The following is a 25,890-nucleotide window of genomic DNA, read 5'->3' as shown; positions in this document are numbered from 1 at the left end:
ATGAATTATTAAGTACCTAATTATTCTTTAACCAATTAAGCAAGACAATGGCATGATTATAAACCGGGTCCCTTGCACCATACAGCAGGGTGACGGTTTCGTTCAAACCCATGGGCTTTAACAGCTTAACGGCTTCTTTGCACACGGGGCTGGTAGAAAGCTCGTGCTCATACATTTTGCGAAATTCTTCGTGCCTTTCCGGCTTATGATTATAAGCCTTGCGAAGCTCTGGGCTGGGAGCAATATCCTTTAACCATAAATCCAGCATTGCTTGATCCTTTGAAACACCCCTGGGCCATAGGCGATCTACTAAGACCCTTTTCCCATCCTCCAATGAAGCAGCTTCGTAAATTCTCTTTATCTTAAAGGGCATGATATATCCTCCCCTAATCAATTCATTAGCTATAAGCTAACCCAAATTATTATATAATTTTTCTAAGAAAAGATGGCGGCACCAATGGTGGCTGCTATCTTTTATATTACCCCAATTCTAAAGAAAAAGTCTACAGGGCCATAAGAATCCATTCCTAAAAAACTATTGACAAATAGAATTAGTCATGTCATGTTGTGGTAGACATAGGACTAATGGTCATAAAATCTAGTTAAGGGTTTAGGATAATGAGAGAGAGGAAAAGTATTGGAGCATGACAGTTTTATAATCTTAGATAAAAGACAGGTTTATATAAACAGATTAGGTATACAGCTAAAAGATTAAGTTGCTTGGCGAGAATGGTATTTAATCTAAATTCAGTAGGTCGCCAAGCTATGGTTAAATAATAGGTAGAGCCTTTCCGAAAGGAAAATGGCAAAGCGGGAGTTAAGACCACAGGAGAATAAGTCTAACAATTAAACTGATAGCCGATGCCCCATATGGTCTTTAGGTATTTTGGCTCCCTAGGATTCTCCTCAATTTTACTCCTAATTCGTTTAATGTAAACCATGATGGTGTTGTCATCAATGGCACTGTATTGCCATACCTGTCTGTAAAGCTGTTCCTTAGTAAAGACCTGCCCGGGGTTTTCCATGAAAAACTTAAAAAGAGCCAGCTCCTTTGCAGTCAGGGTTATTTCCTGCCCATCCTTATAGACACGATAATGGGCCTGTCGAAAGGTAAAGGGCCCCACGTGGAGATCATTTGTTTTTTTATCATTGTATTCCTTGCTTCGTCTGATGAGGGCCTTCGATTTGGAAATTAAAAGGGCAGCACTAAAGGGCTTGGTTATATAATCATCTGCCCCCAGCCCCAGGCCCAATACCTTGTTATGCTCCTCAAGCTTTCCACTAAGTAAAATGATGGGGGTATGAATTTGTTGGCTTCGGATGGTACGAATGACTTCAAATCCATCCATATCGGGCATCAAAATATCCAATAGAATTAAGTCATACGAATGATGTTTTATTAGGTTCAGGGCTTCCCTGCCTCCCGAGGCCAGGGTTACCTCCATATTTTCCCCCTGGTAAGCAGCGTAAATGGCTCTTTGAATCATTTTCTCATCATCCACTACCAATATTTGTTCACCTGGCATATCGTCATGATCATCTGTATTTCCGTAGCTTCCTTGGGTAAATACAGCCTGACCCATTCCCTCCCTCCATTTTCTAAGCATCATACAGGAGATTTTCCATATATTTATCTAATTTACATTAATGATTTTTATTTAAAAGATTGTAAAAGACCTCTTTAGTTAAACTTCTAACAACTCTATTATAATGAAAATAACCTCCTTTGTCATCCCCCACCCCTGGCAATCCTATGTCTGGCTTATACCCTTGCTATACCTTCTCCCTATGCTATACTATTAAATAACATGAATTGCAATGGGGGATTTTATGAGAAGCCGGCTTTCAAAGAGAAAAATCATTGGATTAATCATTATTGTACTGGTGGGACTGGTCGTTATTAGTGTTTCTATTTTTATGATCTATAACACCCATAAACAGTCAATTGTCAATCAGCAAAAAGAGCAAATTATCACCACCGCAGAAACCGCATCCAGAAGCCTGGGGGTCTTTTTTAAAGAAAGAGTAAAGACCATGGATTTATATTTTGACGGTGTGCTGGGTCATGTACAGGCTGCGGATGACCTTTACCAACAATTAAATGAAATGCTTGCCCCTTATGAGGAAAGCGAAGCCCAGTATTTGCAGGAGGTCACCTTTTTATCTCCATCAGCCTTGACTCCAGGAGAAAAACTACTGCTCACAGGTCAAACGAAAGCTGTATTGGGGGAGTATACCCTTGAAAAAGAAGGCTTCTTTGTGCTGACCCTGTATAAGCCCCTTTATATTAATGAAGCACTGGTGGGATACGTAAAGGCAGGAATCAATTTAAACGCAGTATACGACGAAATTCTATACCCAATACAAATAGGCCAGCACGGCTATTGTACAGTTAAAGACAGAGCCGGAATCATTCTCATGCATGGCACTAAAAGTCAAATTGGTATTAATTCCAGAACAGACCGTAAGGCTAACTACCCTGACCTGGACCCTGTAGGAGTAGACCGATTAATAGAAAATCAGATTCGAGGAGAGTCAGGAAGTGATTTAGTATTGTCTTACTGGTGGGATCAGGTGGAATTGGGCAAGGTAGAAAAAATTATTGGCTACACCCCGGTTTATGTATTAAAGGATTTTTGGGTAGTGAGTGTCATAATGGATTATTCTGAAATCGAAGGGCCCCTGCAGCAAACCCTGCGCATGAGTATATTGGTAGGTATCGTGTTGGTTCTTTTCTTTAGCTATGTGGTATTTTATATTACCAGGGAATTAAAAAATATACAACGGCTTCAGCTTGAATGGCACTATCAGGCGGAACTGTATGAAGCTGCCCATCTGCTAAAGCAGCAGGAGGAAAAGGTGCAACAATATGATCGACTGCAAACCCTGGGTATATTGACAGGAACCATTGCCCATGAATTTAATAATTTAATGACTCCTATTACCATTTACTGCGATCTCTTGATTCAAAAGCTAAATCACCTGCCGCAGGTTAAGGAAGACCTCAATGAAATAGCCATAGCGGCCATGAGGTGTGCTGATTTATCGAAGCAGCTGCTGGCCTATGGAAGAACAGAGGCGGTATCAGCCCCAATAGATAACTGTGATGGGGCCATAGCAGCAAAAAACTCCATGAAAATGATTGAGAAGCTAACACCCCCAGAAATAGAACTTAGCTATAAAATTAGCCATGAGCCATTGATTATTTCGATAAGTCCCGGTGAATTAAATCAGATTCTGATCAATCTTTGTACCAATGCCTATCAGGCCATGAAGGGAAGGGGGGGCAAACTCAAGGTGACCTTCCTGAGGAATGGCAAGGGACAGGCCCAGCTCATCGTCAAAGATACAGGCTACGGAATGGATCAAGAAACCATGGACAACATGTACGATGCATTTTTCACCACCAAGCCTTCCAATGAAGGAACCGGCCTTGGCTTATCAGTTGTTCATAGATTAGTGACAAAGCAGGGTGGAAGTATAAGGGCGGAAAGTACCCTAGGAGAAGGAACTACCTTTATCATTAACTTCCCCATTATTGAAGGCTCCTCCAGCGTCAATCTTAATAATCGTTCCTCTGATGACGAGATAAAAAATAAACCCTTAAAAATTCTAATTTTAGATGACAAGCCAGAGATCATTAAATCCCTTAAGCGGGGGCTGGGGGTTACCAACTGGAAGATAGCAGGCTATACAAACCCTGGTCTGGCCTATGGCAAATATAAGGAGGAGCCTGAGAACTTCGATATTTTATTAACAGATGCAGCCATGCCAAATATGAACGGTTTTGAATTTGCAAAGGTGATCAGGAGCATTAATCCTAAGGCAAAAATAATATTAATGACAGGTTATATAGACGAGGATCTGGAGGCATATCTAAGGCAGCGGGTTATTGATTCATATATATTAAAGCCCATTACCATCAATGAACTCCTTGAAAGGGTTACGAAGCTAATGAACTCAAAATAGCAGCGGCAGCATCATGTTTCCTATTCAAAATATAATTCTGACAGGAAATTAAGAAATCAGTCAGAGAATAGCCAGATTTTTTCATTACAATTGTTTGTATATGATAATAATATATCAAACCAATACTTCAACCTGCAAACTGGCTCAGATGCGCCCTAGTACAGCTGGATGAAGTATAGAGAAAAGGAGACAGCTATGAAAAGAATACTGGCATTATTAATCACCTTTCTATTAATTTTTTCATTGGCTGCCTGTGGAGGTCCAAAGGAGGCCATAACAGAGGGAGCCAAATTTAAAGCCGGAACCTATGAAGGAACGGCAAAGGGCTTTGGAGGCGAAATTGTTGCAACAGTCCAATTGTCAGAGGAAAAAATTGAGACAATCACGGTGGTAGGAGATCATGAAACACCGGGAATTGGATCAGCACCAATTGAAACGCTGCCAGCATTAATGCTGGAAAAACAAAGTGTTCAGGTCGATACCGTTACCAGTGCCACCGTTACCAGTCTGGCGGTGATTGAAGCCGTCACCAATGCTTTAAAGAGTGCAGGGGTTGATGTTGATTCTTTAACGCCCCTGGAGGTCGGTGAAGGGATTAAAAAGGAAGAGACCCTGGATGTCGATGTCGTAGTGATTGGGGCCGGCGGAGCTGGTATGACAGCTGCCATTGAATTAAAAAATGCCGGGGCCAATGTTGTAATAGTGGAAAAAATGCCTATGGTGGGTGGAAATACCATTAAGGCCACTGGAGGAATGAATGCGGCAGAAACAGCCCTTCAAAAAGAATTAGGTGTAGAAGATACCGTTGAAACCTTTATTGAAGATACCATGACCGGCGGTTATCAGGTGAATAATCGGGAACTGGTTACGATCATGGCCAAAAATTCTTCCGATGCCATTGATTGGCTGACTTCCATCGGTGCGCCGCTGCCAGAGCTATCCTTTTCAGGGGGAGCCACCAACAAACGAATTCACCGTCCTGCAGAGGGAGCCGGAGTAGGGGCTTACCTGGTAGAGAAATTCTCAGATAACCTGGATGCTTTGGGAATTGAAGTCTTACTAAATACTACAGCAACAGAAATACTGATGGAAAACGGCAAAGCAGTGGGAATAAAGGCAGAGGGTAAGGATGCCAATTACACCATTAACGCCAAGTCAGTTATTTTGACAACAGGAGGCTTCGGAGCCAACGAGGATCTATACACTAAGTACAAGCCAGAATTAAAGGGCTATGTAACCACAAACACGCCAGGTGCTACGGGAGACGGCATTGTTATGGCAGAGGCAGTGGGGGCCAATCTGGTGGATATTGGAGAAATACAAACCCATCCCACTGTAGAGCAGACTACCAGTATAATGATTACAGAGTCTGTTCGGGGCGGCGGAGCCATTTTGGTGAATCAAGAGGGTAAGCGATTTATTGACGAATTAAAGACCCGTGACGTGGTTTCCAAGGCAATTGTTGAACAGGAAGGAAACTACGCATACATCATATTTGACCAACTGTTAAGGGATAACCTAAGTGCCATAGAAAAATATGTTGAAAATAATATTACCCAACAGGCAGATTCCATTGAGGAATTGGCTGCACTAATCAATGTTGATCCAGCCACACTGTCTGAAACCTTGAGTACCTGGAATGAAGCTGTAGCAGCCCAAAAGGATGCCGAATTCGGAAGAAGCACCGGTATGGAAAATAATATTACCCAAGGGCCCTATTATGCAATCAAAGTAGCTCCTGGGGTACACCATACCATGGGCGGAGTAGAAATTAACACCAGGGCAGAGGTAATCTCCACCACAGGAGATGTAATACCCGGCCTGTTTGCAGCAGGTGAAGTAACCGGAGGCATCCATGGTGCCAATCGAATTGGCGGTAATGCTGTGGCCGATATCGTAGTCTTTGGTCGAATTGCAGCAGCATCTGCCCTTGAATACCTTAACCAATAAACAATTAAATTGAATTCTCTTGAAAAGCCTCTTTGAGTGAAAGCCAAGGAGGCTTTTTTTCTTTGAAAATTATTATTCCAAAAATACTAATAGGAATCATAGCATAATGATTTAAAACATAGGTAATTATGGGGAAGGAGTCAGCTTTAGTAAATTCAAAATGGCCATTTGAAAATACTTATAAAATAAAAGGGAGGTTAGAAGTAATGAGATTAGAAAAGCTGCGAATCGAATATCAGCAAAACCCGTTGGGAATAGATTGTAAAAAACCAAGATTTTCATGGCAAATTAAATCTGAGAAAAATAATACCAAGCAGGTGGCCTATCAAATTATTGTAAAGGAAGGCGAAACAGTCGTTTGGAATACCAATCAGATTAATGGTGATACCTCAATACATATCCCTTACTCAGGTGAGCCTTTAAAACCAATGACAGAATACAAAGTACTTGTTGATGTATGGGATAACCATCAAGAAAAGGGGCATATAGAGGGAAAATTTGAAACGGGCAAAATATCAGGTGGCAATTTTACAGCAGACTGGATTACCCATACCCTGGGTAATATTGATGCCTGCCCAATTTTTGTAAAGGCATTTAAAGTAGAAAAACCCATTGAATCAGCTAGAATTTATGCCACCGCCCTGGGGCTTTATGAGCTTCAGCTAAATGGCCAGCGGGTAGGGGATTTCTACTTTACACCAGGATGGACCAGCTACCATCATAGACTACAGTATCAGACATATGATATTACCAATATGATCATGAAAAGCAATGTTTTAAAGATGACAGTGGCTAACGGCTGGTATAAGGGGAGATTTGGTTTCGAGAACAAATCGAATCATTATGGAGATAAGGTAGCTGCCTTAGCGGAAGTAAGAATAAAATATAAAGATGGTAATGAGGATATTATTGGAACAGACACAACATGGAGGTGCATAACCGGGGTCATTAGGTACAGCGAGATATATAACGGTGAAGTAATTGATTCAAATTTTATTGATACAGAGCTTAAACCGACAGAAACATATAACTATAAAAAGGAGGTCCTTGTAGGGCAGGAAAGCGAGCCCGTAAGAATAACCAAAAGACTTAAACCAATCGGCCTAATTAAAACTCCTAAAAATGAAATTGTGCTGGACTTTGGACAAAACATGGCCGGCATTGTGGAGGTAAAGGTAAATTGTAAAAAGGGTAATAAGATAATCATAAGGCATGGGGAAGTTTTAGACAAAGACGGCAATTTTTATACAGAGAATTTACGGGGTGCTAAGGCGACAGAAGTATATGTTTGTAAGGGCGGAGAAGAGGTTTTTCTGCCGCACTTTACATTCCATGGATTCCGCTACATTTTGGTGGAAGGTCTGGGAGAATCCCTTAACCTTGATAACTTTACTGCCTGCGTATTACATACGGATATGGAAATAACAGGAGGTTTTGAATGTTCAAATCAATTCATCAACAGATTACAGCAAAATATTGAATGGGGGCAAAGAAGTAATTTTCTTGACATACCCACCGATTGTCCCCAAAGAGATGAACGCTTGGGGTGGACAGGAGACGCACAGATCTTTGCACGAACAGCTGCATATAATATGAATGTTGCCTTGTTCTTTTCAAAATGGCTTAGGGATTTAGACGCAGATCAAACAAAGGAGTTCGGTGTACCTTCCATTGTGCCCAATATTATGGGGAAGCATGAAGGGGCAGCTGGATGGGGAGATGCTGCTACAATTATCCCCTGGACAATGTATCAGGTGTATGGAGATCTAAAATTCTTAGAGGATCAGTACGAGAGCATGAAGGGCTGGGTTGATTATATTCAATCCAGGTCAGAAGGCTATTTATGGCAGACAGGATTCCAGTATGGAGACTGGTTAGGACTCGATAAAGAGGAAGGGAGTAACAGAACAGGGGTAACGGACATATACCTGGTAGCTTCTGCCTTTTACGCCTATTCAACAGAGATTGTATTTAAAGCGGCAAAATTGCTTGGAAAGGAAGGGGATTATAAAAAGTATTACGAGCTGTACAATAATATTTTAAATGCCTTTAATGATGAATACATTACGAAAACAGGACGTTTAGTGAGTGAAACACAGACAGCCTGTGTCCTAGCCTTATATTTTAACCTGGCTAAAAAGGAATACAGAAACAGAATCATTACATCCTTAAAAAATAACCTGGCTGACCATAAAAATCACCTTGTTACCGGTTTCATAGGCACATCCTATTTGTGTCATACATTATCAGAAAATGGCCTTCATGAAATAGCGGGAGAGCTGCTTCTTAAGGATGACTATCCATCGTGGCTATATGCAGTAAAGAAAGGCGCCACAACCATATGGGAACGATGGAATTCCATGCTGCCCGATGGCAGCTTTGAAGAATCGGGTATGAATTCCTTTAACCATTATGCATATGGTGTCATAGGTGACTGGTTATATCAAAGGGTTGCAGGAATTCAGCTGCTAGATGTTGGATACAAGAGAATAAGAATAGCGCCGACCTTTATAAAGGGCCTTACTTCTGCAAAGGGGACCCTGGAAACAATGTATGGACTCATCAGTGTTTCTTGGGAATGTTGCAATGGAAAAATTACAATTGATATTATTATTCCGCCAAATACAACCGCAGAAATAGTCCTTCCAGAAAAGGCAAGGCCCTTAGAGGTAGGCTCAGGACGCTATCACTTCAAATATAATACAACCACAAATCTTGAAATGGATAATTGCTCAAAGGGATCAGCCCAGGAGAACGACTAGATGATCTATTACAGCTGATATCAATATCCATTGACGATAAATTCCATATGTTATATGATATAGATGAAAAATAAAAAGAAAGTAATAGGTGCCTCTTTTGAGGAGAATAGGGAATGAAGTGTAAATCTTCAACGGACCCACCACTGTGATGGGGAGCTTTACTGAAAAACGCCACCGGATATTTATCTGGGAAGGCTCAGTGAGCAAAGAACCAGAGTCAGGAGACCTGCCTATATACTTTATGAAACGTGGATGATGGAAAAGTCTACAGTTTATTGTGATTTCAATAAGCTGTAGACTTTTATTTTTTAAATTGATAGAAAAGTTCTCACTTATAATAATTAAATTAAAGAGAACTCCATATAAAATTTCAACAAGGGAGAGGATTTTATGAATCTGTTGCAAAAGACCATTGGTATGATTGAATCGCTGGACAAAGAAATGATGGAAAAGGCTAGAACAAGGGTGGACAACCTAATTAAACCGCCAAAGAGTCTGGGGCGATTAGAAGATTTAGCGGTGCAGCTGGCAGGTATTACCAAAAATATCCACCCTATAGTGGATAACAAAGCAATTATCGTAATGGCGGCGGATCATGGGGTGTATGAAGAAGGGGTGGCTGGTAATCCCCAGGTAATTACAGCTATACAAACGATGAACTTTACCAAAGGAGTTACTGGCGTATGCGCCTTGGGAAAGGCTTCAGGGGCCAAAATAGTTGCTGTAGATGTAGGGGTAAAGGCAGATCTGGAACGAAACAGTGGTTTAATTGCGAGAAAAATAAAATATGGAACAGATAATATGACCAAGGGGCCTGCCATGACCCGGAAAGAAGCCATAAAATCCTTGGAAGTGGGAATTGAAATCGCTACTGATGAAATTAAAAAGGGAGTTAATCTATTGGGAACCGGTGAAATGGGCATCGGTAATACTACTGCCAGTACTGCAATTGTAGCAGTCTTTGGAGGAATTAACCCTACCGAGATTACAGGAAGAGGATCTGGAACTGGTGAAGGTGGAGTTGAGCACAAGGCCAAAGTAATAGAAAAGGCCATTGCTTTAAACCGACCTGATCCATCGGATGGTATTGATGTACTGGCTAAGGTTGGCGGTCTTGAAATTGGAGGAATGGCGGGGGTCATGCTGGCAGCAGCGGCCAATAGAATACCGGTTGTGGTGGATGGTTATATCTCAAGTGCAGCAGCACTAATAGCCACAGCAATTGCCCCAAAAGTAAAGGACTATTTGATACCATCCCATGCATCAGCAGAAATAGGTGGTAAAAAAGCCTCCCAGTTATTAGGTCTTCAGCCGATGATCTACATGGATTTATGTTTGGGAGAAGGCTCTGGGGCGGCCCTGGTCTTTCCAATTATTGAAGCAGCATGTCACATGATTAATCATATGGTTACCTTTAAAGAAGGCATTGGAGAAATATAGAATTACTACAGTTTAAAAATGTTAAAACAGCAATACCTTTAAGTCATATAGCCTCAATATACTATGGGGTTTTCAATGACCAATGCCATTTCACTTAAGCTTCCATGACTTCTACACTATGCTGAAAGTTATAGCATGGTAGATTGTTATTCCGGTGGAAAGATATATTGAGGAGCTGGTAAGGGTTGAAATACACTGGAATTTATTAACCATAAATGAAAATTTCACTTGTTTTCACATAATAAGGTTGTTAAATAATAATCAATAGAACCATCAAATATGGCTGAATCTAAAAAATGTTGAGCGTACAATAGACTTTCTCATGGCTAGATATGCTGGTGAAATTTAATAAATTGTAACATTTTATCAAATCCATCATTTATCTGAGAGTTTATTTATCGGTGAAATAGAAAAGGCCAAAGACTCCTTAAGAAAGGTATTTAAGCTAATAAAAAGCCTAAGAGAAGGGCCACGTAAAGATAATATAGCTGAAACATGCCAATATTACGACAGTCTGATTGAAGCATGGGAAGCATATAACCGAGAACAAACCCGCCTATCCTTCCCTGCGTGGTGCGAAAGTAAGGGAAAGGTCTTTGGCCTGTGGAATGTTGCTTATTATCAGAAATGAAGGTTTATCTATATGCTAATATAAAAGTACAGCTTTAAATAATGATTAAATTGTTCAGGAGGTACAAGATGATATACATTGAAACCCCCAGATTAGTTTTAAAAGATTAGATTTAGAGGTCTTTAGAAGTGACTTCATTTTAACAAGGTTGGAACTCTTTTACATTGTTAGAGATTCACTTTTAGGTAAAAGTAAAGGTAATCAAAACATAGTGACAATGAGGTGAAAAGCACGATCGATGGATTATTATGAATCATTCAGGTTTAGGTTTGTATCTATTATCACGCAGTTGGCTTCCATAAAATTCATTAGATTCTTTACATTTCCAAATCAAAGAAATATACTAAATGTGTAAGAAGGTCTGATAATGTTTTTATTAGAGTTAAAATCTTTTTTGAATTTTTGTTTATGTCCAAATTAGGCTATTAACATAAATATTTTAGTGATACTTTGATAAAAAATAGGGGGAATACTTGTATATGAAGTCTAAAATAATAGTTTTAGTAATATTAATTATAATCATTCTAACTCCAATTTTCATCTATAATGTTGGAAAAATCTATTATTCACACGAAAAAATATATGAATTAATTTGGGAAATTGATATACCTTCAGATTTTAAAGAAATGTATCATGTTTCAGATAAACGTGGTTTTCGAGGTGATGGAATAAGATATACGATTTTTGAAGTAAAAAATATGGAACAATCTTCCATTCCAAGCTCTACTAAAGGGACGAGGGAAATACAAATACTTAGTGGGGATTCTAAAAATGTAAGAAATAATGAGCTTGAGCAATTTGTTAATACTATCGTAATGGAATTAGGTATACCCGAAAATAAAAGACCTCAGTTTCATAGGTATTATATATGGCAAGAGTTTGTAAAATATAATGATACGTTAGTTATTATCTATTTCCCCGAAATTAACCTAGTATATTTTGCTGAAAAACTAATATAAGAAAAAGAAGATAGTTTATAATATATCAATATTTGTCAGATCCCGGTTAGTCAGTGGCTGATGTAAGCCTTTGGCCAATATAGTATAATAAAAGTACAGCTTTAAATAATGATTAAATTGTTCAGGAGGTACAGGATGATATACATTGAAACCCCCAGATTAGTTTTAAGAGATTGGGAAAAATCAGATTTAGAGGCCTTTAGAAGGCTAAATGCAGATCAAAAAGTAATGAAATATTTTCCTAAAACACTTACAGCCCAAGAAACAGACACCTTCTACGAAGCTATTAACAAGGAATTTCAAGAATACAAATTTGGGCTGTATGTCGTTGAGGTAAAAGAGAATAAAGAATTTATCGGCTTTATCGGCTTCCACAGGGCAACCTTTGATGCTGACTTTACGCCCTGTATAGAGATTGGTTGGCGCTTAAAAAAAGAAGCATGGGGCAAGGGGTACGCAACAGAAGGAGCCAAGGCGTGCCTGGAATATGGTTTTAAAGAGCTGGGCTTTGAAGAAATTTACAGCTTCACTGCAAAAATAAATATACCCTCACAAAATGTAATGAAAAAGATCGGAATGGGGTATGTGAAGGACTTTAATCATCCGCGCCTGGAAAAGAATAGCGAATTATATAGACATGTACTTTACAGTGTTAAAAAAAGTTAAAATAGGTGCTATTTAGAAAGAGGGCGCTTCAAGGAGCCCCTTTAAAACTAAATTTCAGCAATGACCCTGCAGGGAAGTCCAGAAAAACCCTTCCAATTGACAGGAAAGGTATAGACCTTGAAGGGCTGATCTGGTACTTTTTTTAATAGCACATCTAAGTTGTCCAGATTTTCAATAATAAACACACCCCTGTCGGCACAATATTGATCTATACGGGGGTGATTATCAGGTTTTTTAGCCCCGGCCATATCGACTCCAATAAAGCTGACTTCCTTGTGAATCAAATAGTCAACTAACTCATCAGACAATTCTATATAGCTAGAAAAATACGGAATGGTGCCATAATCATACTGTTTTAAGATACCAGAATAAAACATGACAAAATCGTTTTTCTGTACGGAGCTTAAGTCTACATCCTTAAGCTTTACCTCTCCCGTTGCGATATGGCTGATATCAAATACTCTCCCCATAGTAATTACGCTTTCAATAGGAAATTCACCATTCATAACATCAAAATGGGTTCCTATATGGCCAGACTTATCAAGGGAAGAACCGACCTGTGAAATTGACCCTGCCAAATCATCAATTACGGCTTTTTTTACCTCATAGCTTAATTCAATTTTCATAAATTTATACCTCCATTCAAATTTTGTTTCCGAGGAAACAATTATTACCGTTATCATATCACTTTATTGTTTCCTTGTAAACCATTTGTCGAATGATTGATATTTTGAGATTAAAAATGCTATAATATAGATATTTCCCAGGAAACTAAAGGCAAGGAGTAAGTGTTATGAAGAAAAAATTCACTGAACTAGAAAAAAACAAAATGATTAATAAAATGGCATCAGTCATTGACTATTTAAGAAGTTTTGAAGCGCTACATGAGCAATCCTTTAAAGAATTATTAATTCAATATGATTATAAGCATATATACGAAAAGAACCTGTTGCTTTCAGAGTTTCATATAATAGACTGTATCGGTAAGCACTCATTACCGAATGCTACATTTATAGCCAAGGAATTAAATATGACCAAGGGTGCCATTTCAAAGCTTACGGCTAAGCTGATGGAAAAAAATCTAATTAAAGGAAACCGATTGGAAAATAATAAAAAAGAAATCTACTATTCCTTAACGCCCATTGGAAAGGAAGCATTTGAGGTACATCGAAAACTACATGAAATAGAAGAGGAAAGGCTAGTAAAAATTTTTAGTAAATATGATAAGCAGGAGCTAGATGTCATTTATCGTTTTTTAGACGATATTATAAAGGAACTATGATGATAGGAACAGCAGGCAGGCCTTGTCAAAACCAAGGGCTGCCTGCTGTATTATTTATGCCAGGCTGAGGGTAACAATGCCTGTGATCATTAAGCATATGCCGATCAGCCTGATTTTGTTTAAATCCTCAGAGAGCAGCTTAAGGCTGTAAAACTAAAATGGAGATAAGAAGGCTATGCAAGGCTCTTATATTCAACAGGCAATCTCTTAAATTCAGATTTGGGGTTGAACAATCGAGGATTTTGACCGATATATTTTATATACAACCATTATTAAAAAAAACAGAACGAATTCGAGGTGAATGGTATGCAGATGATTACTTTAAAGAATGCATTAAACAACCTATATTACAAGGAGACTCCAAATAAAACCGAGCAAAGTTCAAAGGATCAAGAAAAATCAACTCTGGAAATGTTCAGAGAGGCCATGGAGGGAACAAATTTTAAGTCGGAAGAAGAAAAAATGGCCTATGAAGCTAAGCTAAATGAAAAGATCAAACGGGGGGACAAATTATCAGAGCGAGAGATGAGCTACCTTCAAAGAACAAACCCTATAATGTACTTTCGCGTTAAAAGGGTTCAAGTGCAGAGGGAATTACTGGAAACCAGACTAAAGCAATGTAGATCGAAAAAGGAAGTAGAAGAAGCCTATCATCAAGCCACATCGATGATTCATTCAAAGGATCCCGATAAGCAGTTATTGGTCAAGGCCTATGACAATGTAACTAGAGAATTTAAGAAGACCAGGGAATATCAAGCCTTGCCCAATGATATAAAGGAAGATCGAAAGGAAGAAGCCAAAAGGCGTAAAGAGCAAAGAGAAGCCTTTAACAGCCATAAAACAATGAGAAAGATATCTACCTTCGATATGTCGGTATAGAATTAAGTCCCAAAACTCCCATCCTTCCTATGGTGGGAGCTTTTTTAGAGCCAAATATCGGTCATTCCCCCGAAGGAGGGTTTCGACACTAAAGCAGCGAATGATATTCTAGGGTTAAGGTTGTTGATAGGTATTAGAGGAAATAAAACGGATATTAATCAGGTTAAGGGAGGAAAACCAATGATCTATGTTGCTTTACTGCGGGGAATCAATGTAGGGGGAAAGAACAAGGTTGACATGAAGCGGCTAAAGGAAGCCTTTATGGAGGCTGGAATGAAGTCTGTCAGCACATACATTAATTCAGGAAATGTAATTTTCATAGATAATCAGCGGACTAAAGCAGAGATAGCCGGCATACTTGAGGAGGTTATATTACATTACTTTCAGTTGGAAATAATGGTATTGATACGAAGTATAGACGATTTTAAAGATATGATAAAAATACTGCCAACAACCTGGAAAAATGATAAGGAAATGAAATGCGATGTATTGTTTTTATGGGAAGAAATTGATCAAGGGGCGATACTAAATGAGTTGACAATCAAGCCTGAAATTGACACGGTTCTCTATACTCCAGGGGCCATTCTATGGTCTGTTGATAAAAGGAATGTTACCAGAAGCGGCCTATCAAAGCTGGTAGGGACAAACCTGTATAAAAAAATGACCATTCGAAATGTCAATACGACTCGAAAAATCTATGACATCATGCAGGATACAAAAGAACTGGAATAATACCGTGATTCTACTGTCGGGGCTGCCATACTGTCGGGTACCCTTTATAGGGCTATAATACTATTTTGTATTCTTTTAGCATATTTAAAGGGAGCATACTACATCGTATAGAATAATTTAATACCTTAAATTCTAAGGCCCAGGCAGTCAGGTTAAGATTTATAATTAATATTTCAATACATACACAATACATAATAGTACTATCATTTTAGGAGGGACATATATGGCAATTATAGGAATTGATTTGGGAACCACCAACAGTCTGGTCTCCTACTGGGCCGACGGCGTTTCTAAAATCGTACCAAATTCCTTAGGAGAAAATCTTACACCCTCGGTTGTAAGTATAGATGATCAAGGTGAAATTTTAGTAGGACAAATTGCTAAGGAACGACAAATTACCCATCCCGAACAAAGTGCTTCTGTTTTTAAAAGAAGTATGGGTACCAAAAAGCTATACAAGCTGGGCACAAGGGAGTTTTTACCCGAGGAACTATCGGCATTGATTATTAAGGCCTTAAAGGAGGATGCCGAGCATTACCTGGGTGTACCTGTTGATGAGGCGGTAATCAGCGTACCGGCATATTTTAGTGATGTACAGAGAAAGGCAACCAAAAGAGCAGGTGAGCTGGCAGGCCTGCGGGTGGAACGGTTGGTGACAGAGCCAACAGCTGCGGCCATTGCCTATGGCCTCCACCTGGAAAACGCCGATACAAAGTTTCTTGTATTTGACCTGGGGGGCGGCACCTTCGACGTTTCGATTCTGGAGCTCTTTGACAATGTCATGGAGGTAAGGGCCGTAGCCGGCGATAACTACTTAGGGGGAGAAGACTTTACAGAAATATTGGTAAACTTATTTCTAAAGCATCATCAGCTCACCCTTGGTCAGTTGAGCCGTAAAGAGCATGCCATGCTGAAAAAGCAGGCAGAGGTGGCCAAAAGGGCCTTTAACCAGAATAAGGTGGTTAGCATTACTTCGTCCATAAAGGGAGAGATGCTATCGCTTGATATTAGCCTGGATGAATATGAGAGGGCTTCCAAAACATTATTTCAAAGATTAAGGACTCCGGTTGAGCGGGCATTGCATGATGCTTCCCTTAAACTTACAGACATTGAGGCGATTCTTTTGGTAGGAGGGGCCACCAAGCTGACATTGATACGTTCCTTTGTAAGCAAGCTATTCGGCAAGCTGGCTTACATTAACATTAATCCCGATGAGGTGGTAGGCCTTGGGGCAGGTATTCAGGCGGCTTTAAAGGGTCAAAATGCCCAGATTGACGAGGTCATTTTAACCGATGTTTGCCCCTATACCCTGGGTACCAGTATTTCGGTCAGAAGGGCCCAGGGCTATCATGAACCAGGGCATTTTCTTCCCATTATAGAGAGAAATACCACCATTCCCGTCAGTAAGGTTGAACGCCTTTATACCATACACGATTATCAAAAGAGTATTAATATCGATATTTTACAGGGGGAATCCCGATTATCGAAGGACAACATCTACCTTGGCGAGCTAAATATCCCCGTGCCCGCCCAGCCCGGGGGAAAAGAGGCAGTTGATGTGAGATTCACCTATAATATAAACGGTATACTTGAAGTAGAGGTGAAGGTGGTTTCGACCGGATTATCCAAAAGCATCATTATAGAAAAAGAGCCCAACAGCATGACCCAGGAAGAAATCACTAAATCAATGGAGGCCTTGGCCCATTTGAAAATACATCCCAGAGATAAACATGAAAATACCCTGATTTTGGCCAGAGGTGAGCGATTATATGAAGAAAATATCGGGCAGATTCGGTATGAAATCGGCCGGGGTCTAAGGGAGTTTGAAGATGTGCTGAATAAACAGGATTCAAAGCTGATTCAGGAAACCAGAAAAAAGCTAAAGGATTTACTGGATACAATAGAGGAAAGGGGAGACTTTTAAATGGATTCCTTTCAAAGGCTGGGCATTGAGCCGACTAAGGATATAAGAGCAATAAAGGGGGCCTATGCTAAAATGCTAAAGGTATATTCCCCAGAAAAGGACCCCGATGGCTTTCAAGCCCTTAGGGCGGCCTATGAGGAGGCCATAAAACGGGCAAAGGAGGAAGCCCCTTTAGAGGCTCCCCTGTCGCCAGTTGACCAATTTATGAAGGATGTCGAGGATACCTATTTAAACTTTGAAAAAAGAATTAATGTCCAGCACTGGGAAGCCCTGCTGGAGCGTGATGTTTGCTACAATATCGATACCGGTCAGGAGGCTATGCACAAAATACTCTCCTTTCTAATGGATCATTACCAGCTACCCCATCAGATATGGAAGCTCCTTGACGACCATTTCTCCTGGAACAGTAAACGAGATAAGCTCTTTGAAGGGTATCCAAAGAACTTTATTGACTTTATCATATATAAGGCCTCAAACGATGACTTCTTCCATTACGAGTCGCTGTTAAGTTCGTCAGAACGGGCGGATGAATTTATCGAAGCATACCATTATGCCAGGCGTTCCTTAGATGAGGTGGATCTTTATCATGCAGGAAAGGCCTTGAAGGATGCAGAGGAAATTTGCCCGGGTCACCCAGATTTACAGCTATTACAGGCAAGGTATGTAATGGAGTGCGGAAAAGTTGAAGAAGCCTGTCGTCTTCTGACAAATCAGCTAGAGGCAGACCCCGGTAACTTTTTTGGCTATATTATGAGGGGGAACCTATATGTAAGAATCGGCAGCTTAACGAAGGCCTATGAAGATTATAAAGAGGCCCTTACCATACAACCCGACTATACGGATCTATTGATCTCGCTGGGGAAGTGCTGCACTTATCTTGAGAAATATGAGGAGGCACTGGAGTACCTTAGTATTTTAAGAAATAAGCTGCCCTACAGAAGAGATATCTGGGTACTGTATCATTCAGCCAATGCCTTTCATTTAGAATACCTGATTGAGCAGGCGGTCATCAATCAAGATGATATTGAATTAAAGGGAAGGCTGGCAGAGGCCTATTTAGATAACAACCGTCTGGAGGAAGCCTACGAATTATTAAAAAGTCTGGATTCCCAGGGGCTGCTAAACAGCCGGAACTATGTGCTGCTGCTAAGAGTATTGCTGGGCCTGGGCAAAAAAGAGCTGGCCTATTCAAAGGTCATGATGGGTAAAAAACTCTTCCCCCATGACTATAATATCGCATTTTATTATGCATACATCTTAGATCAATTAGGAAGGTTAGAGGAGGCCATTCAATATTATGATCAAGCCATTGAATTGAATCCAAAGGATGAAGTCTCCTATAACAATAAAGCCTATCTTTTAAATAAGCTGAATAGACATGCCGAAGCCCTGGAATGGATTAACCAAGCCATCGCCTTAAACCCAGCCAGTGCCCATGCCTATAAAAATAAAGCAGAAACCCTGCTGGGGCTAAGGTTGTATCAGGAAGCCTTTGAAGCCTGTGAGGAGGCAAGAAGTAAAAATCCATATTTAGAAGAGGTTTATGTAATTAAAATGAAGCTGTTTATTGCAGTGGGGCAATACGATGAGGCCCTTTCCACCTATCGAAGCGCCATGGAATACGATTTGCGGGATAGTCGGCTAGTCAATGAAAGGGCTAATGTACTCAGATTGAAGGGGCAATATCCAGAGGCTATTCAGCTTTGTAATGAAGCTCTGGAGCTGGATGAAAAAAATCATGAGGCCTACTATTACAGAGGATTGTGTCATTATTATCAACGAAACTATAATGAGGCCATCGAGAGCTTTGAGCAGGCCATTGCCTGCCATCAACATTATGAAATGGCTTATTATTATAAAGCAGTTTGTTTGTCAGAGGCAGATGAACGGAAAAAGGCCCTGGAGGTTGCTGAAGAGGCCATTGCTTTACAGGGCGGTGAAAGTGACAGGCTTTATTGCCTAAAGGGAGACATTCTCTCTCGGTTAAATAAGCCTCAGCATGCCATTGCGGCTTATCGAAAGGCCATTCAATTGAATCCTAAGCATCCTCCGTACTATGCCGCTGTTGGCTGCGAATTGAATGAAATAGGTGAATTCAAAGAAGCGCTGGATTATTTCAATCAAGCCTTGAACCTCGACCCTTCCATGGTGGGTACCTATATCGATAAATCCCACAGTCTATTTCAATTGGGCGAATATACTGAGTGTATTAAGACCTGTGACGAAGTAATTGTCATAGAGCCCAATCGGATGGGGGCCTATTATAATAAAGCCCAGGCCCTTCGACGCCTTTCTCAATTGGAGGAAGCAGAAGAGGTCTGTCGTCAAGGGCTTGATATAAACAGAAGAGACATAAGCCTATGGAGCCTGCTGACTTATGTCTTATTGGATCAAGGGCTGTATCGAGAAGCTCTGAGGGAAATTAAGCAGGCCATTAAGCTAGACGGTGATTGTGCTTCCCATTATTATGATGCGGGGCAAGCCCTGTTAAAGCTGGAGCAATATGAGCAGGCAATAGAATACTACAATCAGGCAATTGAGCTAGAGCCGGAAATGGTGAGGGCCTATGTTAGCAAAAGCTTGGCCCTGCGTAATCTGAAAAGGCATGAAGAGGCAATTGAAGTATGTAATAAAGCCTTAAAAATCAACCCAACCTACATGGATGCCTATCGAAATAAGGCCTGGGATTTATACCTGTTAAACCACAAGGAGGAATCTGAAAGGGTCTGCCGGGAGGGCCTTGCCGTTGATAGTAGTTACATTAATCTCATTCAGCTTAAATACAGAATTTTAAAGGAATCAAAAAGATATAAAGAAGCCTTGCGGGAGGTTGAGGAAGAGATTAAATTGATGCGTGGCGAGCTGGATGTATTATATCAGAATAAGGGCGATATATTGGCAAAAATGAGGCGTCACCAGGAAGCCCTTGAGGCCTATAAAAAAGCAATTGAATATGACCCCACCTATGGGCCCTACTATAATATGGCCGGCTACGAATTAAATGAATTAAATGCCTATAAAGAGGCCCTGGCCTACTTTGATAAGGCTATTGAGCTTGATCCTAAATTCGTCACAGCCTACATCAATAAAAGCTACGCCCTTTATAATCTTGACCAATACCAAGGGTGTATAGAGGAATGTGATAGGGCAATGGCTATCAAGGCTGATTACATGCTTGCCCATTGTAACAAGGCTTGGGCCTATTACAAGCTGAATAACCTTGAAGAGGCAGAACGCTTCTGCCATAGCGGCCTTGAAATCGCTCCAAATGAGACATACCTGCTGGAGCTGAAGGTGAAAATTTTAAGGGATAAAAAACAGTACAGGGAGGCCCTGGCAACAGCCAATCAGCTTTTAGCCATATCGCCTGATTATAAAGAGGCATTAAGAGTTAAACAGGAATTGATCAAAAGGGTGTAAGGCTGAAAAAATTGATTCAACAACCTATATCGCATAATAGTCTGTAGCATGTTTCTATCTTCACTTGAAAATATGCCGCAGACTTTTTATTTGCTTTTAGGGGAACCATTTAAAGAGATATGACAATATATAAGTGAAGACAAATAAGAAGGGAGGACTTTTATGCTGAAAGGAGAGGTGTCAGTTGGATGCTGTAGAGATAAGGGAGCTGGTGGAGCTTTATGGTAAGGCCGTTTATGGATTTTGCTACAGGTTAACTGGAAGCCAGGCCGATACCGATGATCTGTATCAAGAAACATTCCTTAAGGCCATGGAGCTTTGTCATAAAATCGATAAAAATCATAATCCCAAGGGTTTTTTAATTGCCATTGCAGCGGGCCTTTGGAAAAATAACCGTCGAAAATATGCCCGAAGGCAAAGAATTGCACCAATGGAAGCGCTTCAGGGTGAGGCAAGCCACAATGACCACTTTAAAAATCAGCCGGGACCAGAGGATATTGCTGTTTCCAATGAAGATAAAGCCTTGATTCAAAATGCAGCCCATCAGCTGGATCAAAAACTAAGAATACCGCTGTATATGTACTATACGGCAGAAATGAGCAGCGAAGAAATTGCCTCGGCCCTGAAAATACCCGTAGGAACCGTAAAAAGTAGACTCCACAGGGCCCGTAAGGCCTTAAAGAAAAAGTTAGAAATGGAGGCTGGGAAATATGAAAGATTTTAATAGATTTGACCAACGCCTAAGGCAAGCCCTTTATTCCAACCTAGAGCCAAGCATAGAGTTAAATGAAAAAATATTAAATCAGTTAAAGGAGAATGAAAAAATGAAGTCTGTACATAAAAAAAGATTGTCTATACCATTAATTGCAGCTACAGTTGCCTTAACGATGTCGGTAACCGCCTTTGCAGCCTGGCAATTGCTTAGTCCGGTGGAGGTTGCCGAACAGCTGGAGAATGTTACTTTGGCCCAAGCCTTTCAAGAAGAAGGGGCCATTAAAGTTAATCAATCGGCTACCTCAGGAGAATACATCTTTACCTTGATGGGCATTGTCTCGGGGGAAGGACTAAGTGATTTTCAAATGACGTCCGAGGGAATTAACCCCGAAAGAACCTATGCCGTTGTTTCCATTGCCCGGCAGGATGGCCGCCAAATGCCTGGCAGCCAGGACGAAGCCTATGGAGAGGTACCCTTTTTCGTTTCTCCGTTAATCAAGGGCCAAAAACCATGGCAGGTAAATATAGCCAGCATGAATGGGGGCTACAGTGAATTTGTTGCCGATGGTATTATGTATCGCCTGATAGAGTGTGATGATATTGAAATGTTTGCTGACAGGGGGCTGTACCTTGCAATCAGCACCAGTAGCTTTTACGATATTAATGCCTTCGACTATAACGAAGCAACAGGTGAAATTACGCCAAAGGCTGACTATGAAGGGGCCAATGTCATCTTTGACTTACCCCTGGACTCTAAAAAGGCTGACCATGAAAAGGCAGAGGCCTACCTAAAGAATTTATTAAAAGAGCCTGAAGAGCGCTCTTCCAGGGAAGAAGAATTAATAGATTGGGAAGGGGAAGCAGCCAGTGGAAAGGTGATACCCGAATCAATTAAGGAGGTAACCTACGATAACAGTGGCCGGGCAATTTACGAGTATGAAGGCGCTCGAATCGCCATGAATATTGATACATTATTTGAGGATGGGAAAACATCAAAAATTGTGGCTGTAGAGGAAAATGATAACAAGCGAAAAGCCATTCAGTTGTCTATAGATGCCAATGGTATTGTAACAGGAATGATGATAGAACTAGATTAGGTTAATAAGCCAAAATAGCACCTTAAAGCAGGTAAAGTAAAAATCTTTAGAATCTTGCTATAAAAATGCAGCTGGTAGTAGTTACTAGGTGCAAAGATTCATTTGAAAGAGGGACTTCAATTTTTAAAGGATGCCCTATATAGATATAAAAGGGGTTTGAGACATCCAGAGGCCACTGGGTTTTTAACTACGAGGGCGGCGGGTTTCAATCGACCATGACAAGGATATAAATAAAACAGGGGATTCCCTACTAGGGCCCCCTGTTTCTGTCTATTGTTGTCTATTTAGCTTTATTTATTGGTAGGCACGGTTCATAATTTCAATGGTTTCTTCTAGGGATAGGGTATATCGGTCCAGCTTAAATAAACCGCCCATGGTTCGGTGGGCATTTTCTGCCAAGGCGGGAATATCATCTCTTTGAATCCCGTAATCAGACATTTTAAGCGCCGCCACACCGCAATCCCTTTGAAGCTGTACCAGAGCCTTGACAAAGGCCATGGGTCTTTCAGCTTCGTCCATTGAAGCGACATCTACCCCCATTGCTCTGGCCATGTGGGTTAATCGGTCAGGTACCTTGTCTGCAAAAAATGTATAGTATGCCTCTGAAAGCATAATTAATCCTGCACCATGGGGTAGCTTGGGGTAATGGGCACTAAGGGCATGCTCCATGGAATGCTCAGAGGTACAGCTTGATGTAGATTCTACAAGACCTGAAAGGGTATTGGCCAGGGCCACCTGGGTACGGGCTTCGATATTGCTGCCGTCCTTAACACAGGCTGGTAGATATTTGGCAATTAGCTCAATGCTCTTTAGAGCATAGGCATCGCTGATAGGAGTAGCAATGTTGGCAATATAGCCCTCTGTTGCATGGAAAAGGGCATCAAAGCCTTGAAAGGCCGTAAGCTGGGGTGGAACTGTCAGCATTAGCTCCGGGTCAACCACCGACAACACAGGAAATGTATCTTCAGTACCAAAACCAATTTTTTCATTGGTTTCTTCCTTGGTAATAACAGTCCATGGGTCTGCTTCTGTACCCGTACCGGCAGTGGTGGTTATGGCCACAATGGGCAGGGGAGAATTCACAAGGGGTTGTCCCTTTCCTGTTCCACCACTAATATAATCCCAATAGTCCCCAGGGTTTTTGGCCATGACTGCAATGCTCTTTGCCGAGTCAATGCTGCTGCCCCCGCCTAAACCAATAACGAAATCGCAGCCCTGGGCCTTGGCAAGGGCCGCACCCTCCATCACATGGGATTTAATTGGGTTAGGCAGTATTTTATCAAATACTACATGGTCTATTTTCTTGGTGTTTAAAATCTCTACCACACGGTTTAAATAGCCGTTCCTTTTCATTGAACCCCCTGCTGAAATGACAATCAATGCCTTGTTTCCCGGAAGATTTTCCTTAGCAAGGGAATTGAGCTTACCGGGCCCGAATAAAATTTTTGTTGGTATATGATAGTTAAACCTCATAGAAATACCCCCTTCATTATAGTAAGGTCTATTGAAAATAAAACTTATTAGTATAATGTTATCATAAACAGTAGTAAAGTTATACTTATTTGATAGATTATACCAAAAATAATTGGTTGGAGGGTGAAAGCATGAATAGCTTGAATTTCAGCCGATATCCTCTCATGTCAATGGTTGTGATGGAAATAATGGATGAAAGCAGAAGCTTGTAGAACATGAAGTATCCCTTTAAATAACCGGCGGCTATCCCCCAAGGATATCCCTTAACTGCATTAAGCTTGAAATTTCATAGGTGGGTCGTATTTTGGTTTGATTAATCTTTCTGTCTTGATTAAACCAGCAGGTGTCAATGCCGAAGTTAATTCCCCCCTGGATATCAGAGGTCAGGCTGTCACCTACCATCAATACCCGTTCCTTATCGATGTAGCGAATCCTGTTAAAAAACAATTGGAAAATTCCAGGGTCTGGCTTCGATAGCTGAACCTCTTCAGAGATAACAATGTCTTCAAAGTATTTACCAATGATCGATTGCCGGATTCTATGGTGCTGAACATCCTTCAAGCCATTGGTAATAATTCCAAGCCTAAACTTTCCATGCAGCTCTTCAATCAGCCTGACGGCGTCCTCATATAAAAAAGAGGCTCTGGATAAATGCCTTAGATAAGCGGCGGCAAACTGAGCCACATTAAAATTGGCCCCCAGGCTTAGGGCCAATCGTTTAAATCTTTCTATCTTTAGCTCCTCCTGGGTGATCAGGCCGTTTTCAAGCTCCCGCCAAATGACGCTGTTGATTCCCTGATAAATAGTCAAATGGCGGGATTCATCATAATCAATATTGAATTCAAGCATGGTTTTTTCCAATGCATCCCTTTCAGATTTTTTAAAATCAAAAAGAGTCTCATCGGCATCAAATATTACAATTTCGTACTTCATAGTGATCCTCCCATATTAGCTGTTTTACTAATTATAGCATATTTTTTATGGTGGTCTTATATTGAAAGACATCATAAACCTTAATGATCTAATACAGCTTGGTATCCTTTCTTAGCTGCATTGTCAACCCTCGCATTTAAGACAAGGCCTAAAAGAAATAACAGGGAGCCGATTACCTTACCCTTAGAAAAAACATTTAAATAAAAATAATCTATCGTTGCACTTGCAAGCATTTGACCAATAAAGCGAAGTATCACCACATATACCGCAGGAATTTTAGGTACAATTAGGTTAAACAGATAGGTGGTTAAAACCCCTATAAAACCTCCCAAAAAATAGGGTAGAGGAACAGCTCTTAAGGTTGAGTAAGACGGCATAGATTTTATCATTATGCCGCACAAAAAAGCAGAAGTGATTGTAGCCATTAAAAAGTTAATGATCACCCCATTAATCATACCAATCCTTTGGGCCAGCTTACCGTTTAACATCATATTAATAACAATTGAAACGCCAATTAAACACGAAAGAAATAGATAAATCATTTTTTCCCTCCTTATAAAATAATCATCAGCATTACTCCAAGCGAAATAATGGTGAAGCCTAGCATTTTTTCTTTCTTAAATCCAGCCTGGGGCGTTCCAAACAATCCAAAGCACTCCACCAGGCTAGACATAACCAGCTGACTAAATAAGCTAATTCCAGTAACAAGGGTGATTCCTATTTGAGGAATTACGATATTGTTTAAAAGAATTGTAATTACCCCTAGAATACCTGGTAGAAAAAACATAAGGGGTATATCCTTGAAATTAGAAAGCTTATTTTTTTTCAATACAGATATCATTATAATTAATATCAAACCTGATATATGAAATATCAGGGTACTCAAATAAGGGCCTGTTATACTGGTCAGCATACCATTTAGAAAAACCATGACGGCAAGGATCATACCATTGATAAAACCTAAGCTTTTATACATAGAAAACCCTCCTGTGCTTTACAATGCTTTATAAATAAAATATGATATTTTTATAAAGTTAAATATGACATATGTCAGGTTAG

At 40.4% G+C, this 25,890-nt stretch carries 21 protein-coding genes and 1 riboswitch; of the genes, 14 read left to right on the top strand and 7 right to left on the bottom strand.

From position 1 onward, the window contains the following. Window positions 1–16: 16 nt before the first annotated feature. Both ACYQ1I_RS05770 and ACYQ1I_RS05765 read right to left on the bottom strand, forming a co-directional pair. Window positions 17–373 (bottom strand): DUF488 domain-containing protein, encoded by a 357-nt coding sequence (locus tag ACYQ1I_RS05770; protein ID WP_459763275.1) that lies wholly within the window; start codon window positions 371–373, stop codon window positions 17–19. A 466-nt stretch (window positions 374–839) separates the two neighbouring features. Then, complete coding sequence (locus tag ACYQ1I_RS05765) at window positions 840–1,583, bottom strand: response regulator transcription factor (protein ID WP_459763273.1); 744 nt, start codon at window positions 1,581–1,583, stop codon at window positions 840–842. A gap of 247 nt (window positions 1,584–1,830) precedes the next feature. Here ACYQ1I_RS05765 and ACYQ1I_RS05760 point away from each other — a divergent pair, with 247 nt between their 5' ends. The 6 genes from ACYQ1I_RS05760 (at window position 1,831) to ACYQ1I_RS05735 (ending at window position 12,377) form a co-directional block, all read left to right on the top strand. After that, window positions 1,831–3,969, top strand: coding sequence for an ATP-binding protein (locus ACYQ1I_RS05760; RefSeq protein ID WP_459763271.1), 2,139 nt, complete (start codon window positions 1,831–1,833; stop codon window positions 3,967–3,969). A gap of 195 nt (window positions 3,970–4,164) precedes the next feature. Further along, a complete protein-coding gene (locus tag ACYQ1I_RS05755; RefSeq protein WP_459763269.1) occupies window positions 4,165–5,919 on the top strand; it encodes a flavocytochrome c in 1,755 nt (584 codons plus the stop codon). Window positions 5,920–6,125: 206 nt separating this feature from the next. Further along, window positions 6,126–8,681 carry a family 78 glycoside hydrolase catalytic domain gene (locus ACYQ1I_RS05750; RefSeq protein ID WP_459763267.1) on the top strand — a complete coding sequence of 852 codons (2,556 nt, stop codon included), beginning with the start codon at window positions 6,126–6,128 and terminating at the stop codon, window positions 8,679–8,681. 69 nt (window positions 8,682–8,750) lie between these two features. Beyond that, a riboswitch (cobalamin riboswitch) is annotated at window positions 8,751–8,929 on the top strand. Window positions 8,930–9,071: 142 nt separating this feature from the next. Beyond that, window positions 9,072–10,121: a nicotinate-nucleotide--dimethylbenzimidazole phosphoribosyltransferase gene (cobT, locus tag ACYQ1I_RS05745; protein WP_459763265.1), complete on the top strand. Its 1,050-nt coding sequence runs from the start codon at window positions 9,072–9,074 to the stop codon at window positions 10,119–10,121. 1,110 nt (window positions 10,122–11,231) lie between these two features. Continuing rightward, window positions 11,232–11,711: a hypothetical protein gene (locus tag ACYQ1I_RS05740; protein WP_459763263.1), complete on the top strand. Its 480-nt coding sequence runs from the start codon at window positions 11,232–11,234 to the stop codon at window positions 11,709–11,711. 135 nt (window positions 11,712–11,846) lie between these two features. After that, the gene (locus ACYQ1I_RS05735) at window positions 11,847–12,377 is read left to right on the top strand and encodes a GNAT family N-acetyltransferase (protein ID WP_459763261.1); all 531 of its coding nucleotides are present in this window, start codon (window positions 11,847–11,849) and stop codon (window positions 12,375–12,377) included. A 47-nt stretch (window positions 12,378–12,424) separates the two neighbouring features. Here the strand turns inward: ACYQ1I_RS05735 and ACYQ1I_RS05730 are convergent, their stop codons facing one another. Then, window positions 12,425–13,003, bottom strand: coding sequence for a cyclase family protein (locus ACYQ1I_RS05730; protein WP_459763259.1), 579 nt, complete (start codon window positions 13,001–13,003; stop codon window positions 12,425–12,427). 167 nt (window positions 13,004–13,170) lie between these two features. On the opposite strand from ACYQ1I_RS05730, the gene ACYQ1I_RS05725 reads away from it, so the two are divergent. The 8 genes from ACYQ1I_RS05725 (at window position 13,171) to ACYQ1I_RS05690 (ending at window position 22,425) form a co-directional block, all read left to right on the top strand. Next, window positions 13,171–13,659 carry a MarR family transcriptional regulator gene (locus ACYQ1I_RS05725; RefSeq protein WP_459763257.1) on the top strand — a complete coding sequence of 163 codons (489 nt, stop codon included), beginning with the start codon at window positions 13,171–13,173 and terminating at the stop codon, window positions 13,657–13,659. Window positions 13,660–13,681: 22 nt separating this feature from the next. Beyond that, window positions 13,682–13,810 carry a hypothetical protein gene (locus ACYQ1I_RS05720; protein ID WP_459763255.1) on the top strand — a complete coding sequence of 43 codons (129 nt, stop codon included), beginning with the start codon at window positions 13,682–13,684 and terminating at the stop codon, window positions 13,808–13,810. A 155-nt stretch (window positions 13,811–13,965) separates the two neighbouring features. After that, complete coding sequence (locus ACYQ1I_RS05715) at window positions 13,966–14,538, top strand: hypothetical protein (RefSeq protein WP_459763253.1); 573 nt, start codon at window positions 13,966–13,968, stop codon at window positions 14,536–14,538. Between the two features lie 180 nt (window positions 14,539–14,718). Next, the gene (locus tag ACYQ1I_RS05710) at window positions 14,719–15,270 is read left to right on the top strand and encodes a DUF1697 domain-containing protein (RefSeq protein WP_459763251.1); all 552 of its coding nucleotides are present in this window, start codon (window positions 14,719–14,721) and stop codon (window positions 15,268–15,270) included. A 223-nt stretch (window positions 15,271–15,493) separates the two neighbouring features. Further along, window positions 15,494–17,194 carry an Hsp70 family protein gene (locus ACYQ1I_RS05705; RefSeq protein WP_459763249.1) on the top strand — a complete coding sequence of 567 codons (1,701 nt, stop codon included), beginning with the start codon at window positions 15,494–15,496 and terminating at the stop codon, window positions 17,192–17,194. Continuing rightward, window positions 17,195–20,614 carry a tetratricopeptide repeat protein gene (locus tag ACYQ1I_RS05700; RefSeq protein WP_459763247.1) on the top strand — a complete coding sequence of 1,140 codons (3,420 nt, stop codon included), beginning with the start codon at window positions 17,195–17,197 and terminating at the stop codon, window positions 20,612–20,614. Between the two features lie 184 nt (window positions 20,615–20,798). Beyond that, on the top strand, window positions 20,799–21,338 hold the full coding sequence (locus tag ACYQ1I_RS05695) for an RNA polymerase sigma factor (protein ID WP_459763245.1): 540 nt from the start codon (window positions 20,799–20,801) through the stop codon (window positions 21,336–21,338). Continuing rightward, window positions 21,325–22,425 (top strand): hypothetical protein, encoded by a 1,101-nt coding sequence (locus ACYQ1I_RS05690; RefSeq protein WP_459763243.1) that lies wholly within the window; start codon window positions 21,325–21,327, stop codon window positions 22,423–22,425. The genes ACYQ1I_RS05695 and ACYQ1I_RS05690 overlap by 14 nt, the downstream gene beginning before the upstream one ends. Window positions 22,426–22,719: 294 nt before the next feature. Here the strand turns inward: ACYQ1I_RS05690 and ACYQ1I_RS05685 are convergent, their stop codons facing one another. From ACYQ1I_RS05685 to ACYQ1I_RS05670, 4 genes are all read right to left on the bottom strand, one after another. Continuing rightward, window positions 22,720–23,898: an iron-containing alcohol dehydrogenase gene (locus tag ACYQ1I_RS05685; protein WP_459763241.1), complete on the bottom strand. Its 1,179-nt coding sequence runs from the start codon at window positions 23,896–23,898 to the stop codon at window positions 22,720–22,722. Between the two features lie 243 nt (window positions 23,899–24,141). Further along, window positions 24,142–24,831, bottom strand: coding sequence for a YjjG family noncanonical pyrimidine nucleotidase (locus ACYQ1I_RS05680; protein WP_459763239.1), 690 nt, complete (start codon window positions 24,829–24,831; stop codon window positions 24,142–24,144). Between the two features lie 80 nt (window positions 24,832–24,911). Then, window positions 24,912–25,373, bottom strand: a complete 462-nt coding sequence (locus ACYQ1I_RS05675; protein WP_459763237.1) for a DMT family transporter — start codon at window positions 25,371–25,373, stop codon at window positions 24,912–24,914. Between the two features lie 11 nt (window positions 25,374–25,384). Next, window positions 25,385–25,807, bottom strand: a complete 423-nt coding sequence (locus ACYQ1I_RS05670; RefSeq protein ID WP_459763235.1) for a DMT family transporter — start codon at window positions 25,805–25,807, stop codon at window positions 25,385–25,387. Window positions 25,808–25,890 lie beyond the last annotated feature (83 nt).

Source organism: Alkaliphilus crotonatoxidans (assembly GCF_054658015.1).
The sequence above is the reverse complement of the archived record's forward strand: the minus strand, read 5'-3'. Positions and strand labels throughout refer to the sequence as shown.

Coding starts and splice junctions, on each gene's coding strand:
- ACYQ1I_RS05750 (WP_459763267.1), top strand. CDS start 6,126: ATGAGATTAGAAAAGCTGCGAATCGAATATCAGCAAAACCCGTTGGGA.
- ACYQ1I_RS05715 (WP_459763253.1), top strand. CDS start 13,966: ATGCAGATGATTACTTTAAAGAATGCATTAAACAACCTATATTACAAG.
- ACYQ1I_RS05740 (WP_459763263.1), top strand. CDS start 11,232: ATGAAGTCTAAAATAATAGTTTTAGTAATATTAATTATAATCATTCTA.
- ACYQ1I_RS05770 (WP_459763275.1), bottom strand. CDS start 373: ATGCCCTTTAAGATAAAGAGAATTTACGAAGCTGCTTCATTGGAGGAT.
- ACYQ1I_RS05705 (WP_459763249.1), top strand. CDS start 15,494: ATGGCAATTATAGGAATTGATTTGGGAACCACCAACAGTCTGGTCTCC.
- ACYQ1I_RS05765 (WP_459763273.1), bottom strand. CDS start 1,583: ATGGGTCAGGCTGTATTTACCCAAGGAAGCTACGGAAATACAGATGAT.
- ACYQ1I_RS05685 (WP_459763241.1), bottom strand. CDS start 23,898: ATGAGGTTTAACTATCATATACCAACAAAAATTTTATTCGGGCCCGGT.
- ACYQ1I_RS05755 (WP_459763269.1), top strand. CDS start 4,165: ATGAAAAGAATACTGGCATTATTAATCACCTTTCTATTAATTTTTTCA.
- ACYQ1I_RS05700 (WP_459763247.1), top strand. CDS start 17,195: ATGGATTCCTTTCAAAGGCTGGGCATTGAGCCGACTAAGGATATAAGA.
- ACYQ1I_RS05730 (WP_459763259.1), bottom strand. CDS start 13,003: ATGAAAATTGAATTAAGCTATGAGGTAAAAAAAGCCGTAATTGATGAT.
- ACYQ1I_RS05690 (WP_459763243.1), top strand. CDS start 21,325: ATGAAAGATTTTAATAGATTTGACCAACGCCTAAGGCAAGCCCTTTAT.
- ACYQ1I_RS05675 (WP_459763237.1), bottom strand. CDS start 25,373: ATGATTTATCTATTTCTTTCGTGTTTAATTGGCGTTTCAATTGTTATT.
- ACYQ1I_RS05710 (WP_459763251.1), top strand. CDS start 14,719: ATGATCTATGTTGCTTTACTGCGGGGAATCAATGTAGGGGGAAAGAAC.
- ACYQ1I_RS05760 (WP_459763271.1), top strand. CDS start 1,831: ATGAGAAGCCGGCTTTCAAAGAGAAAAATCATTGGATTAATCATTATT.
- ACYQ1I_RS05725 (WP_459763257.1), top strand. CDS start 13,171: ATGAAGAAAAAATTCACTGAACTAGAAAAAAACAAAATGATTAATAAA.
- cobT (WP_459763265.1), top strand. CDS start 9,072: ATGAATCTGTTGCAAAAGACCATTGGTATGATTGAATCGCTGGACAAA.
- ACYQ1I_RS05680 (WP_459763239.1), bottom strand. CDS start 24,831: ATGAAGTACGAAATTGTAATATTTGATGCCGATGAGACTCTTTTTGAT.
- ACYQ1I_RS05670 (WP_459763235.1), bottom strand. CDS start 25,807: ATGTATAAAAGCTTAGGTTTTATCAATGGTATGATCCTTGCCGTCATG.
- ACYQ1I_RS05735 (WP_459763261.1), top strand. CDS start 11,847: ATGATATACATTGAAACCCCCAGATTAGTTTTAAGAGATTGGGAAAAA.